The sequence below is a fragment of the Salipiger sp. genome (assembly GCF_059781815.1).
Genome location: NZ_JBYNAH010000143.1, coordinates 1 through 13,494, shown reverse-complemented (window position 1 = coordinate 13,494; position 13,494 = coordinate 1). Strand labels below are relative to the sequence as shown.

At 67.9% G+C, this 13,494-nt stretch carries 13 protein-coding genes; 5 read left to right on the top strand and 8 right to left on the bottom strand.

What is annotated here, in order from left to right; genetic code table 11:
• Nucleotides 1-1,145: amidohydrolase (locus tag AC6RA4_RS16215; protein ID WP_500162082.1), on the top strand; the 1,145-nt coding region annotated here is incomplete at its 5' end.
• A 521-nt stretch (nucleotides 1,146-1,666) separates the two neighbouring features.
• Here AC6RA4_RS16215 and AC6RA4_RS16210 read toward each other — a convergent pair.
• From AC6RA4_RS16210 to AC6RA4_RS16200, 3 genes are read right to left on the bottom strand one after another with little or no spacing between them, the layout of a single operon-like run.
• Nucleotides 1,667-2,212 (bottom strand): SEL1-like repeat protein, encoded by a 546-nt coding sequence (locus tag AC6RA4_RS16210; protein ID WP_500162080.1) that lies wholly within the window; start codon nucleotides 2,210-2,212, stop codon nucleotides 1,667-1,669.
• A gap of 45 nt (nucleotides 2,213-2,257) precedes the next feature.
• Entirely contained in the window at nucleotides 2,258-3,220 is a 963-nt protein-coding gene (locus AC6RA4_RS16205; RefSeq protein WP_500162078.1) for a YVTN family beta-propeller repeat protein, read from the bottom strand.
• Between the two features lie 4 nt (nucleotides 3,221-3,224).
• Nucleotides 3,225-4,391: an ABC transporter substrate-binding protein gene (locus tag AC6RA4_RS16200; RefSeq protein ID WP_500162076.1), complete on the bottom strand. Its 1,167-nt coding sequence runs from the start codon at nucleotides 4,389-4,391 to the stop codon at nucleotides 3,225-3,227.
• Nucleotides 4,392-4,545: 154 nt separating this feature from the next.
• On the opposite strand from AC6RA4_RS16200, the gene pedF reads away from it, so the two are divergent.
• Both pedF and AC6RA4_RS16190 read left to right on the top strand, forming a co-directional pair.
• A complete protein-coding gene (pedF, locus tag AC6RA4_RS16195; protein ID WP_500162074.1) occupies nucleotides 4,546-5,229 on the top strand; it encodes a cytochrome c-550 PedF in 684 nt (227 codons plus the stop codon).
• Between the two features lies 1 nt (nucleotide 5,230).
• Nucleotides 5,231-6,121 (top strand): substrate-binding periplasmic protein, encoded by an 891-nt coding sequence (locus AC6RA4_RS16190; protein ID WP_500162072.1) that lies wholly within the window; start codon nucleotides 5,231-5,233, stop codon nucleotides 6,119-6,121.
• 363 nt (nucleotides 6,122-6,484) lie between these two features.
• On the opposite strand, the gene AC6RA4_RS16185 is transcribed toward AC6RA4_RS16190, so the two are convergent.
• Both AC6RA4_RS16185 and mnmC2 read right to left on the bottom strand, forming a co-directional pair.
• Nucleotides 6,485-7,351: a DMT family transporter gene (locus AC6RA4_RS16185; protein ID WP_500162070.1), complete on the bottom strand. Its 867-nt coding sequence runs from the start codon at nucleotides 7,349-7,351 to the stop codon at nucleotides 6,485-6,487.
• Complete coding sequence (mnmC2, locus tag AC6RA4_RS16180) at nucleotides 7,351-8,022, bottom strand: tRNA (5-methylaminomethyl-2-thiouridine)(34)-methyltransferase MnmC2 (RefSeq protein WP_500162068.1); 672 nt, start codon at nucleotides 8,020-8,022, stop codon at nucleotides 7,351-7,353. The genes AC6RA4_RS16185 and mnmC2 overlap by 1 nt, the downstream gene beginning before the upstream one ends.
• 47 nt (nucleotides 8,023-8,069) lie before the next feature.
• Here mnmC2 and AC6RA4_RS16175 point away from each other — a divergent pair, with 47 nt between their 5' ends.
• Nucleotides 8,070-9,110 carry an NAD(P)/FAD-dependent oxidoreductase gene (locus tag AC6RA4_RS16175; protein WP_500162066.1) on the top strand — a complete coding sequence of 347 codons (1,041 nt, stop codon included), beginning with the start codon at nucleotides 8,070-8,072 and terminating at the stop codon, nucleotides 9,108-9,110.
• A 174-nt stretch (nucleotides 9,111-9,284) separates the two neighbouring features.
• On the opposite strand, the gene AC6RA4_RS16170 is transcribed toward AC6RA4_RS16175, so the two are convergent.
• From AC6RA4_RS16170 to AC6RA4_RS16160, 3 genes are read right to left on the bottom strand one after another with little or no spacing between them, the layout of a single operon-like run.
• Nucleotides 9,285-9,926 (bottom strand): GntR family transcriptional regulator, encoded by a 642-nt coding sequence (locus AC6RA4_RS16170; RefSeq protein WP_500162064.1) that lies wholly within the window; start codon nucleotides 9,924-9,926, stop codon nucleotides 9,285-9,287.
• Nucleotides 9,923-11,077: an acetylornithine deacetylase gene (argE, locus tag AC6RA4_RS16165; RefSeq protein WP_500162062.1), complete on the bottom strand. Its 1,155-nt coding sequence runs from the start codon at nucleotides 11,075-11,077 to the stop codon at nucleotides 9,923-9,925. The genes AC6RA4_RS16170 and argE overlap by 4 nt, the downstream gene beginning before the upstream one ends.
• A gap of 10 nt (nucleotides 11,078-11,087) precedes the next feature.
• The gene (locus tag AC6RA4_RS16160; RefSeq protein ID WP_500162060.1) at nucleotides 11,088-12,284 is read right to left on the bottom strand and encodes a M24 family metallopeptidase; all 1,197 of its coding nucleotides are present in this window, start codon (nucleotides 12,282-12,284) and stop codon (nucleotides 11,088-11,090) included.
• A gap of 420 nt (nucleotides 12,285-12,704) precedes the next feature.
• On the opposite strand from AC6RA4_RS16160, the gene AC6RA4_RS16155 reads away from it, so the two are divergent.
• Nucleotides 12,705-13,494, top strand: a 790-nt coding sequence (locus AC6RA4_RS16155) for an ABC transporter ATP-binding protein (RefSeq protein WP_500162058.1), incomplete at its 3' end; no start/stop codon positions are given.

Sequence of the window (13,494 nt, the reverse complement as noted above, 5' to 3'; positions counted from 1 at the left end):
TCGCGCCCAGCGTCGCCGACCCCGACAGGTTCCGCGCCGGGCTGGAACTGATGCGCGACTATATGCATGCCAAGGGCGTGACCTGGGGCAACGAGCCCGGCGGGGTTCTGGCCAAACCGGTTCAGGACGCGGTGAACGCGGTGATGTCGCCCGCCTCCATGCCCTTCCGCTGGAGTTTCATCGCCGACGGCAAGAGCCTTGTCGCCGCCAACGCCGACGATGATCAGGTGATCCCCGCGACCCGTGCGCTCGAAAGCTGGTATTCCGGCATGACGAGCATGAAGACGGATACCGTGAAGCTCTTCGCCGATGGCGCGATCTATTCGCTCGCGATCCAGCTGCGCGAGCCGCCGATCGGCGACTATCACGGCGAATGGATGATGGATCTCGACGCTTTCGAGCGGGCGTTCCGGATCTACTGGGATGCCGGGTATCAGGTGCATGTGCATGTGAACGGCGATGCCGGGCTCGACCGGGTGTTGAACGCGCTGGAGGAGAATCTGCGGCGCAATCCGCGCTATGACCATCGCACGGTGATCGTGCATTTTGCCGTGAGCGCTCCGGATCAGGTCGACCGCATCCGCAGGCTCGGTGCGGTCGTCAGCGCGAATCCCTACTACGTGGCGGCGCTTGCGGATCGCTACAGCGAAACCGGTCTTGGCCCCGAGCGGGCCGACCACATGGTGAGGTTGGCGGATGTCGAGCGGGCGGGCATCTCGTGGTCGCTGAATTCCGACATGCCGATGGCGCCGGGCGATCCGCTGTTCCTGATGTGGTGCGCGGTGAACCGGGTGACGAGCTCTGGCCGGGTCGCCGGGGCGGATCAGCGGGTCACGCCCGAACAGGCGCTGCGCGGGGTGACGATCAACGCGGCCTGGTCGCATCGCATGGAGGACGAACGCGGGAGCATCGAGCCCGGAAAGCTCGCCAATTTCACCATTCTGACCGAGAACCCGATCACGGTCGATCCGATGACGATCAAGGATATTGGCGTCTGGGGCACGGTCATGGAGGGGCGGGTGCAACAGGTTTCAGACGACATGCAGCAGGATGCGCGCGCCCCGGCGGTGCCGGGGCCAAACGGCACGGAGTTCGCCCATCATGCTCTCCGCCATGCCCTCTCGGTGATCCACGCGCACCTTTGAGAGGCGCAGCGCCGGAAAGGTCCACCGCAGAAGGCCCGGCGGCCGGCGAGGCCTGATTTCTAGCAGTAACCTGCCGTCCTGGCGGCTGGCTTTTCCGCCGGCATGGTCCGGAGGCGGGACGCGCCCTCCAAACATGGCTGGCCGAGATCGAGGCCGCGGACGCCCGCCGCGGCCTTCCGGATTCTTGGCAGGTCCGGGAAGCCGCGCCTCATTCTCGCGACTTTTCAGGCAACGGCCCGGGGCAGGGTGTCTCTCTGCCGGGGACCGGCCTCACCGTGGGAAGAACCCTGCCAGTCCGAGTGGCCAGCGGCTCGCCAAAGGTGTCCAGTTGGAACGGACACGTTGAGACGCCCTTCTCGTCCGAGATCGCAGCGCGGCACCGGACGACGCTGCAGCTTTGCCTCAGCCGGCGTTCGGAACGGTCGGCACGCGGGAATCGCTGGCGGGACCTGCCCGTATTCCGATGACTGGTCCACATTGCGCGACAGGGGGCGAGCTTTGGACTTTGAACCCGCGCGGGCTCAGAACATCGGGGCGTAACGCCAGTTGTCGGCGTCCGGCGTCACCTCGTCGAGATCATACCCCGCCCCCTGCAGCCTCTTCGCGATCTCCAGCCCGTCGCGCGCCGCCTCGTCGACCAGCGCCCGCCCGGCGGCCTCGTCCTGTTTGGTGCCGAAGCCGCGCATCAGCCCGATGCCGTAGTTGAACTTGCCGACCGGGTCGCCGGCCTCGGCGGCGCGGCGGTCCCAGCGGGCGGCGGCGTCGGGATCGAAGGGCCCGCCGAAGCCGTTCTGCTCCATGTAGCCCATCCAGGTCATCGCCGCGGTGTAGCCGGCCTCGGCACAGGCCTCGAAGATCGCCCGCGCGGTGGCGTGATCGCCCGACTTGGTCATCAGGTAGCCCGAGGCGCAGACCATCATGTCGGTCTCGCCCCGCGCCGCGCGGTCGCGCATCGATTGCCAGGTCAGCTCCTCGGGATTGGTGGTGCCATAGGCGTCCGCGCTGGTTTCCTCTGCCGCCACAGCAGAGGCCGCCAGCAGCGCCAGCACTGCGATTACCCGTCTCATCCGCGTCTCCTCTCTCCCTTGGTGACCTCACTCAGGGCAGGGCGCTCAGCCCTCCGTCGGTCGCAGCGCCGCGCCCCAGGGGAAGCGGCCCACCTTGATGGTCTTGAACGGTTCGCGCTTCTCCACGTCGATCACCGTGACGTCGCCCGAAACGCCATTGGTGGTGAAGAGCAGCTTGTGGTCGCGGTCGAAGGCCATGTGCCAGACCCGGCGCCCCACCAGCAGGTACTCATCGACCTCCCAGGTCTCGGCATTGACCACGGCGACGTGGTTGGCCGGCCCCAGCGCCACGAAGGCGGTCTTGCCGTCCGGGGTCAGCTCGAACCCCACCGGCTGGATGCGGTCCTCGTGCACGCCGGTGATCTCGAAATGGATCTTCGCCTTCTCGGCCTGGCTCGCCACGTCGAACACCGTCACCGTGCCGCCGATCTCGGACGACACCCAGAGCTTGCTGCCCTCCTTGACGAACTCGGCATGGCGCGGACGGCTGTCGACCAGCGTGTTGGCGAAGATCGCCTCGCTCTCGGTGTCAATCCAATGCGCCATGTTGGTGGTCTCGGAGGTGGTGATGACGATCTTGCCGTCGGGGCTCACCGCCATGCCCTCGGGCTCGATGCCGACATCGATCTGGGCGATGACCCGGCGACTGTCGGTGTCGACCACGGTGGTGATCGCGTCGTCCTCGTTGGCGATGTAGAGCCGGCGGTTATCCGGGTGCAGCACGAACTGCTCCGGGTCCTCGCCAGAGGGCAGGTCGTGCAGGATCTCGCCCGAGACCGGGTCCATTACCTGCACCGCGTCGCTGTCGGAGGCGCAGATATAAACGCGCGAGTAATCATGGCTGAAGGTGATGCCGCGCGGGCGCTCGCCGGTGGGAATGGTGCGGGTGACCTCGAGCGTCGCCACGTCGATGACGCTGATGCTGTCGTCCTTCTCGTTGGTGATCCAGATCTCGTCCGCGACCGCGGGGGCGGCGAGAAGGGCGAGGATGGCGGTCAGTCTCAGCATGGTCTTACCCCTTGAAAGCGGTGCAGGCGGTTTCGGGCGCGTCGCGGCCCAGCGTGTCGAGCTCGTTGCCCTGGTGGTGGAAGCCCTCGAGCGGCGCGGTGGCGACCACGGCGCGGTCGGTGACGATGGGGATCGGCTGGCGCAGCTGGCCGTTCCAGGCGCGGAAGCTCAGCGGGCTGCCCTTGAAGCCGGCAAGCTCGAAGGCGTCGGAGAAGATGTAGGCGCGCAGCGTCGCGGCCTCGGCGCTGCCGGTGCGGGTGACCGCCTCGCCGATGGCGCGGATCGCGGCCCAGGCGGCATAATCCTCGGGCTGCATGTCGCGCGCGGCCAACTCCTCGAAGCGCGCTTGCAGCTGCGCCGCGCCCCATTGCTCGACCACCGGCGCCCAGGCCTGCGGCACCAGCTCTTCCGAGCCGGCGACCGGGCGCGGCAGCCAGGTGTTGTAGACCACGTAGCGACCGAAATCGCCGATCTCGTCGGCCAGAAGCAGCACGTCATGCTCCTTGAAGTCCTGGGTGAAGAGCGGCACCTCTGCACTGGCGTTGCGGCGCATGTCGGCATCGAAGACCCAGTCCTTCTCGCCCACCAGCTTCAGCCGGAACTTGGCGATCGACCCGCGCAGCGCCTCGGCGAAGGCCGCATCGCGCGGATGCGCGCCCGAGATCAGCGCCACCTCGGTCCAGCGCCGCTGCACGAGGAACTGCGTCAGCGCGTCGGCGCGCATGGCATCCGAGGGGATGGTGTGCAGCAGGTTGGCGCGGCACCCGGCATCGCGCAGCGCGTTGTCGGGGGCGGTGGCATTGAACAGAAGCGCGCCCTCGGCCTCGGGTAGGTCGGCAATGGCGGTGAGCGTGTCGGCAGGGGCGTCGAGCACGAGGAACGGGCTCGAGGCGAGCAGCGTGCGGGCGGCAGCGAGCGCGTCGCCGCCCTCGGGCACACGGGTCTCGTCCATCGTGTAGGTCTGGCCCAGGAAGCGCCCGGTGGTGGCGTTGTCCTCGATTCCAAGCTGCGCGCCCGCGAGGCCGAGGTCTTCCGGTATGGCATCGAGATTCGACAGCACCGGCGGCGCCGGCTGCTCGACCGAGAGATAGCCGATTCTGACCTTGGTCTCCGACGCGGCGGCGGCGCCCAGCGACAGCGACAGCACGGCAGCGAGTCCGATGATACGCATGAATGTCCTCCCTTGGTCCAAGCTACGCCTCCTTAAGGGGGCGTGCCGTAAGACCATGGTCGAAGAGTGCGGGGTTTCGCGACCAAGGTCCAATATGGCCCGTTGGGGCGCCTTGCTAGCAAAGCTGAAACCAGTGGAAACGGAGGAGGTCCCCATGTCCGCAGTGAAGTTTTCGAGCACCGTCCTGTCGGGTGCCGCAATGTGCATGTTTGCCGCCACGCTCGCCTTCGCCCATGGCGATGTCGCCCCGCAGCCGGTCAACACCGACGCGCTGCCGGATGTGGGCGAGGAGTGGCTGACCGAGAACCCCTATCGCGACGCCGGCGAGGATGTCTGGAAGGCCGCGGTCGAGATCGGCGCTTCGGGCTACAATCAGAACTGCGCGCGCTGCCACGGGCTCGAGGTGATCTCGGGCGGTCTTGCGCCCGATCTGCGCTTTCTCGAGGCCGAGGAATACGGCGACGAGTGGTTCATGGAGCGTTTCATCCACGGTTACACCCAGAACGGCATCACCAAGATGCCCGCCTTCGGTGAGCTGCTGGGCCAGAAGGCGGCCTGGGCGATCCGCACCTATGTCGAGGCGCGCCCGGATGACATGGCGGTCGAAGAGCAGTCGGCGGAGCTGAAAGAGATCCGCGACAAGCTCGCCTCGGGCGATGCCGATGTCGACGCGCTGCGCGCCCGCCTGCGCGAGATCGCCGACGAGATCGAAACCCTCTCGGGGGCGCCTGTCGCAGACAGCATCGCCTTCCGCGCCGCCAACCAGCTCGATGCCCATCCGGAGGATCTGACGCATGCCGCCGAGACCCTCACCATCGGGCTTTCCGCAGCGCACTGACATGCGGCGCCGGTTTGTATTGGCCGCGCTGGCCGGGCTTGCATTCGCAAGCCCGGCTTCCGCGCGTTGCGAGGACTGGGTGCCGCAGCCCAAGCCTCAGAATGCCGGCCGCGACATCGTCGGGCAGGATCTCGACCAGATCCTCGAGCGTGGCTACATCGAGTTCGCCGCCTACGAGGATTTCCCGCCCTGGTCCTACGAGGAGAAGGGCAAGCCGGTCGGCGTCGATATCGAGATCGGCAAGCTCATCGCGGCGGATCTCGGCGTCGAGCCGCGCTTCCGGCTGGTGGCGGCGGGCGAAAATCTCGACGCCGACCTGCGCAACAATGTCTGGAAGGGGCCGGTGATCGGCGGGCGGGTGTCGAACGTGATGCTGCACGTGCCCTATGACAGCGCCTATACCTGCCGGGTCGAGCAGGTGGTGTTCACCGGGCAATATGCCGCCGAGCAGATCGCCATCGCCTATCGCGAAGACGCCTATCCCGAGGATCCGCCGGTGCCGGCCTATTTCCGCATCGACACGGTGGCGGTCGAGAACGACTCGATCTCGGATTTCTACCTCACTTCCTTCGCCGGCGGGCAGCTGGCGCAGGGGGTGCGGCGCTATCCCACCTATGCGGATGCGATGGCGGCGCTCGGTGCGGGCGAGACCATGGCCGCGATGGGCCCGCTGGCGCAGCTCGAGGCCGGGGCGGGGGAGGGCATCGCCATCCACCAGCCGCCGCTGGCGGGCTTCGCGGTGAGCCACTGGACCATCGGAGTCGGCGTGCACATGCGCTATCGCGCCCTGGGCTACGCGGTCGACGACGCAATCCGCGCCGGGCTCGAGGACGGGCGCATCGCGGCAATCTTCGCGCAGTACGGGCTGAGCCACCTGCCGCCGGAGCGGTAAGTGCGTCTTGGCAAACGCCACAGGCGGGCGCGGGGACCCGCGCCCGTTTCTGCGTTCGCCGGTCGGGGTAGAAACAGCCCGGCGCCGGACCCGGTCGGGTGTCTTCCGAGATGCCCGACGTTGTCTTGGGCGCGGAATGCGCGGCAGGCGGATGTGCGTGACTGTCGAGCGGTGCGCCGGCGTCTGATGGCAAGGCTGGCTTCCGGGACCTGCGGTGGGAGTGGCGCCACGCATCGGATTGCACCGGAAGCGCGGGTGCTCCGGCCTCGGGCGCTGACCCCCGCGGCTGCCGATGGAAGGGCTCCAAGGCCTGAGCGTCCCTGAGGGCCGATGCCGGCCGGGGAGCGGCGCTTGGGTGTCGGTCTAGCGTTTCACCCGCTCGCGCCACAGCGTGAACAGCCCCGCCGCCACGATGATCACCGCCCCCATCGCCACGTTTGGCCGCAGCGTCTCGTTGAACACGGTCATGCCGAGGGCGGCTGCGAAGACCAGTTGCAGGTAGGCAAAGGGCTGTACCGCCGACGCCTCGGCGACCTCGTAGCATTTGATCAGGGTGAAATGCCCGCTGGCGCCGGTCAGGCAAAGCAGCGCCATCCAGCCCCAGTCGGGCGCTGTCATCGGCTCCCAGAACCACATCCCCACCAGCGTCGCCGTCACCGCGCCCGAGACCCCGGTCCAGAAGAACGAGGTCGCCGCGCTGTCGCGCCGCGCCACGTAGCGGGTGAGCAGGCCGTAGAGGGCAAACATCAGCGCGGCCCCCAGCGGCACCACCGCGTGCGGGGAAAAGACCCCGCCCGAAGGCTGCAGGATGAGGATCACCCCGAGAAAACCGACCCCGATCGCCGACCAGCGCCGCCATCCGACCTTTTCGCCGAGGATCGGCCCCGAGAGCGCCGCCACCAGCAGCGGGTAGGCGGTAAAGACCGCGTGGCTCTCGGTGAGGCCCAGCAGCACGAAGGCGGTGACCATCACCCAGATCTCGCCCACCAGCAGCACGCCGCGGAAGATCTGCAGCCACGGCTGGCTGGTGGCGGCGGCGGCGCGCAGCCCGCCGGCCTGGCGCCCGGCCACCGTCATCACGAAGGCGGCGAAGAACCAGTAGCGAATCATCACCACCATGTAGACGTTGTAGTTCTCGGACAGGTGGCGCGAGATGCCGTCCTGGACGGAGAAGATGAAGGTCGTGAGGACCATCAGCCAGATGCCGTATCTGGTGTTCTGTTCCGCCATCAGGTGAGCTCCGCGCGCGTCATGTGTCGTTTGCGCCCATATCCGGGCACGCGGCAGACTGCAAACCCTGCCGCCTCGAGCGCCCGGCGCACGTGGCCGGCGGCGGTATAGGTTGCGGCGCTGCCGCCCGGCGCGGTGTGGCGGGCGACGGCAAGCATCAGGTCTTCGCCCCAGAGCTCGGGGTTCTTGGCCGGCGAGAAGCCGTCGAGGAACCACGCATCCGCCTTGTTGCCCCAGCCCGGCAGGGTGGTTCGGGCATCGCCCTCGACCATGCGGAAGCGCAGGTCCGGCAGGTCGATCTCGCGGGCACCTTCGCGCCAGAAGGGGGCGAGTTCCCCGGCGATGGCGTCGAGCTCGGGAAAGGCCGACTGGGCGCGGATCATGTCCTCGCCCGTCATCGGGAACGCCTCGAAACTGGTGAAATGAAGCTGCCCGGAGATGCCGCTCTCGCGCCAGAGCTGCAGCGTGGCGAGCAGGTTGAGCCCGGTGCCGAAGCCCAGCTCGGCGACGTGAAACCCGTCGCGGAAGCGGGAGGGGAGGTCATTGCCGGCGAGGAAGGTGTGGCGGGTCTCGGCAAGGCCGTTTTCGAGCGAGAAATACGGATCGTCGAAGCGCGGCGACACCGGCACCTCGCCGTCGCGCCAGAGAGGGGCGTCGGGCTGGTTCGTCATGATGGTCTGTCCTAGAACTGGCGCGACCATGACCGGAGGGCTGACGAATGGCAAGCATCGACGTGACAGTGCGCGGGGCCGGGATCTTCGGCCTCTCGATCGCCTGGGCCTGCGCCCGGGCCGGGGCGAAGGTGCAGGTGGTGGACCCCTATGGGCCGGGGGCGGGCTCGAGCGGCGGCATCGTCGGCGCGCTGGCCCCGCATGTGCCGGAGAACTGGAACGCCAAGAAGGCGTTCCAGCTCGAGAGCCTGCTGATGGCCGAAGCCTTCTGGGCAGAGGTCGAGGCGGTGGGGGGCGTCTCTCCCGATTATGCCCGCAGCGGGCGGCTGCAGCCGGTTGCGGATGCGAAGGGGCTGGAGCTGGCCCGGGCGCGCGAGGGGACCGCACGGGAGCTTTGGGGCAAGGCCGCGGTCTGGGAGGTGATCCGGGCCGAGGAAGCGGGCCCCTTCGCGCCGCTCACGCCGACCGGCTGGCTGATCCGCGACACGCTCAGCGCGCGGATGTCGCCGCGCCGCGCCTCCGCCGCGCTGGTGGCGGCACTGGCCGCCATGGGCGTCGAGGTGGTGGCAGAGGCGGAAGATCTGGGCAAGGTGCTCTGGGCCACCGGCTGGCAGGGGCTTCTGGACCTGTCGGACGGCTTGGGCAAGCCGGTGGGCACCGGCGTGAAGGGCCAGTCGGCTTTGCTGCGTCACGATGCCGGCGATGCGCCGCAGGTCTTTGCCGGGGGGCTGCACATCGTGCCGCATCACGATGGCACGGTGGCCATCGGGTCGACTTCGGAGCGGGAGTTCGACGATCCGGCCTACTGCGACGCGCAATGCGACGCGCTGGTCGAGCGCGCGGTCGCGGCGATGCCCATGTTGCACGGCGCGGAGCTGGTCGAGCGCTGGGCCGGGGTGCGACCGCGCGCGAAGAGCCGGGCGCCGATGCTGGGTGCATGGCCCGGGCGGGAGGGGCATTTCATCGCCAATGGCGGCTTCAAGATCGGCTTCGGCATGGCACCGAAGGTGGCCGGGGTGATGGCGGATCTGCTGCTGCAGGGGCGGGACGCGATCCCGGAGGGATTCCGGGTGGCGGATTCGCTCTGAGCCGGTGGGTTTGCCTGCCCGGCGGTGCTTGGCGTGGTGGCGCGGGGAAGAGGGGGCGCTGCCCCCGTCGCAGCGGAGCTGCGACTCCCCCGAGGTATTTTTGAACCAGAGAAGATGGGGGCGCGGTGGCCGGCGCTGTGCCCGTGTGGGGCGAGGTTTGGTGCGCTGGCGGGGTCAGCGGGTCATGCGGTGCACGCTCATCGAGATATGGGCGCGGCGGATCAGGGCGGCGGCGGCGGTGTCGCCGGCGGCGAGGGCGGTTTCGGTCTCGCGCATCTCGCCGAGGAAGATGGCGCATTCGGTGCCGAGATCCATGCGCGGGATCGAGGTCAGCCAGATGCGGGCGGTGAGGTAGTAGAGCCGGGCGGCGGTCTCGCGCAGTGGCGCGTTGCCGGTGAGCGACAGGCCGAAGTCGTGATAGGCGCTGTTGAGCTCGGCGAAGGCGCGCGGGTCTGGGGCGGCGAGCAGCGTCTCGCCGCGGGCGACGAAGGCGCGGATCTCGGCCATCAGCGCGGGCGTGACCGGCATTGGGTCGAGCTGCCCCACCAGCGCCGCCAGGTGCAGGCGCAGATCGTAGACCTGCGCCATCAGCGCCATGTCGACATCGGTCACCAGCGTGCCGATGCCGTGGCGGCTTTCCACCAGCCCCTCGTCCTCGAGCCGGGCCAGCACCCGGCGCAGCGGCGTGCGCGAGGTGCCGAACTCGGCCGCCAGCGCCTCTTCCGAGAGCTTCGTGCCCGGCGGGTAATCGAGCAGGCAGATGCGCTGGCGCAGCTCCGCATGCAGGCGCTGGTGGCGCGCCGCGGCGCTGCTCACGCGGCGACGCTCCGCCCGATGCCCTCCAGCATGGTCAGGCACTGCGACAGCTGCTGGCGCGAGACATATTCGTCGGGCTTGTGGGCCTGCGCAATCGAGCCGGGGCCGCAGATCACCACCGACATGCCCATCTCCTGGAACAGCCCGCCCTCGGTGCTGAACGGCACCACGCCGCAGGTCGCATCGCCGGTGAGCTGGGCCACCAGATCGCGGGCGGCGTTGTCGGACATCGGCTCAAGCCCGGCGACCTCGCCGATCACCTGGGTCTCGATGCGGGCGGCGGGGTTCACCTTGCGCATCGCCGGCAGCAGTTCGGTCTCGACATACGCCTCGAGCGCCTCCTTGACGAACTGCGCATCGCCCGCCTGCACCGGGCGCATCTCCCAGTCGACCTCGGCGAGGCCGGGGATGACATTATGCGCGACGCCACCATAGAGCCGGCCGACATTGACCGTGGTCCAGGGCGGATCGAAGCGCGAATTGGCGGGCACCCGGGTCTTGAGCTGCTCGGCGAGGCTCATCAGGCGGGTGACGTAGCGCACCGCGTATTCCACCGCGTTGACGCCGCGCTCGGGGGCCGAGCCGTGGCCCTCGAGCCCGTGGAAGCGGCAGGTGTATTCGCAGCAGCCCTTGTGGCCTTCGATGATCTTCATGTCGGTGGGCTCGCCGACGATGGCGATGCGCGGGGCGTAGCCACGGCGCTCGAGCTCGGGCACCAGCGCGCGGGCGCCCATGCAGCCAACCTCCTCGTCATGGGTGAAGCACAGGTGCACCGGGCGCTTCAGCGGCGTCTTGGAGAGCGGATCGGCCATGGCGATGGCGGCGGCGATGAAGCCCTTCATGTCGCAGGCGCCGCGGCCCAGCAGCAGGTCGTCGCGCTCGGTCAGGTGGAACGGATTCGAGTGCCAGACCTGGTCGGTCACCGGTACCACGTCGGAATGGCCCGAGAGCACCACGCCGCCGGGAACATCCGGGCCGATGGTGGCGAACATGTTGGCCTTGGCGCCGCTGGCATCGGCGAAGAGTTCGACCTTCGCACCGTGATGTTCGAGCCAGTTGGCCATCCACGCCATCATGTCGAGATTGCTGTCGCTCGACACGGTGGGAAAGGAGATGAGGTCGGCGAGAATCGCTTCGGTCTCTTTCAGCATGGTTGGCTCCTCAGGGTTTGACGAACATCTGGCGGGGACGGTCGCAGAAGCATTCCGCCGCCCCGTCTTCGGTGATCAGGATCGATTCGGTGATTTCCAGCCCCCAGTCCGACATCCACAGGCCGGGCATGAAGTGGAAGGTCATGCCGGGCTGCAGGACGGTCTCGTCCTCGGCGCGCAGCGAGATGGTGCGCTCGCCCCAGTCCGGCGGGTAGCTCAGGCCGATCGGATAGCCGCAGCGGGCGCCGCGCTCGATCCCGGCGCGCTCCAGCGGCGCGGCCAGCGCGTTGGCGATATCGCAGGCGCGGTTGCCGGCGCGGGCGGCCTGAAGCCCGGCCTCGAGCCCCTCGACCAGCGCGTCCTCGGCGGCGAGGAACAGGTCGGGCGGCTGGCCAAGAAAAATCGTGCGACAGAACGGCGTGTGGTAGCGGCGGTAGCAGCCGGAGATCTCGAAGAAGGTGGCCTCGCCCTTCTTGAAGGGGCGGCCATCCCACGTGAGGTGCGGCGCGGCTGCATCGGAGCCCGAGGGCAGCAGCGGCACGATGGAGGCGTAATCGCCCCAGTCCTCGCCGACGCCGAGGATGGCATCGCGCTGGATCTCGGCCACCACTTCGTTCTTCGGAACGCCGGGCTCGACCCGTTCGAGCAGGCCGTCGACGATCTTTTCGGAGATTCGCGCCGCCTTGCGCATGAAGGCGATCTCTTCGGCGGACTTGATGTTACGCTGCCAGTTCACCAGCGCCGTGGCGTCGACGATGGTGGCCTCGGGCAGGCTGTCGGCCAGCGCCATGAAGGCCTTGGCGGAAAAGTAGTAATTCTCCATCTCGACACCGAGCCGGGCGCCCTCGAGCCCCATGCCGATCAGGCGCTGGGCGAGGTCTTCCATCGGGTGGCGCTCGGTCGACTGCACGTAGTTGTCGGCATAGCCGATGACCCGGTCGTCGCCCATCCAGACGGTGCGCACGGCACCGTTGGTGTCCTGGTTGCGGCCCCACCAGACCGGATCGGCATCGTGGAACACCAGCACGCCCTGATGGACGTAGAACGACCAGCCGTCATAGGCGGTGAGCCACGCCATGTTCGACGGGTCGGTGACCAGCAGAACCTCGACGCCGGCCTTGTCCATGGCGGCGCGGGTCTTGGCGAGACGGCGTTCATACTCGGCCTCGGAGAAGGGCAGGTCTTTCTGGAATCGGTGCTGTCGCATGGGTCTCTCCGGGGGTGGTCTTCGCCCCAGCTAGACAGTTGTGCACAACTTCGGCTGTCAAAAACCGACATGCCGCGTCGCTCATGGGATGGTGGCGCTGAAAAACCCTGCGAGTGATCAGAAGTTGTGCACTTGTCGGCCCGGATCACCCGGAAAATCCCGTTTTTGGAGGCTCGGAGCCGCTCTGACATGCGCTGCCCCGGGTGCGGGCGACTGAATCGTGAAAGTCGAATGTACCGAAACGACCTGAACGGGTGGCGCTTTTGGCTGTGAAGTGCCGCTTTCGTGCCCGGATCTCCCGTGTTGAGGGGGCTAGGCTTTCTCTCGCGTCTATGCGGTTGCAAGACGTGGACGGACGCGGTTTAGTTTGACCCACAAGACAGCGGGGACAATCCGCGAGACATCAACGGGGAGCCGGATTTGCCAGATACCGGGACAAGCGACGCCTTCGTCGCCTTTGAACGTGTTCAGAAAAGCTATGATGGCGAGACTCTCGTCGTCAAAGATCTGAACCTCACCATGCCCAAGGGCGAGTTCCTGACCATGCTCGGGCCGTCCGGGTCGGGCAAGACCACCTGCCTGATGATGCTGGCAGGATTCGAGACCGCCACCCATGGCGAGATCAAGCTCGACGGGGTCAGCATCAACAACATCCCGCCCCACAAGCGCGGCATCGGGATGGTCTTCCAGAACTACGCGCTCTTCCCGCACATGACCGTTGCCGAGAACCTCGCCTTCCCGCTGGAAGTGCGCAAGATCGGCAAGTCCGAGCGGGAGAAGAAGGTGATGCGGGCGCTCGACATGGTCGAGATGGGCGCGTTCGGCGGCCGCCGTCCGGCGCAGCTTTCGGGCGGTCAGCAGCAGCGGATCGCGCTGGCGCGCGCGCTGGTGTTTGAGCCCGAGCTGGTTCTGATGGACGAGCCGCTCGGCGCGCTCGACAAGCAGCTGCGCGAGAAGATGCAGTTCGAGATCACCGATCTCGCGCACCGTCTGGGCATCACCGTGGTCTACGTGACTCACGATCAGACCGAGGCGCTGACCATGTCGGACCGCGTCGCGGTGTTCGACGATGGCCGCATCCAGCAGCTGGCGCCGCCGGACGAGCTTTACGAGGCGCCGCTGAACAGCTTCGTGGCGCAGTTCATCGGCGAGAACAACACGCTGGAAGGCGTGGTGAAGGAGATCAGCGGCAGCCGCTGCACGGTGCAGC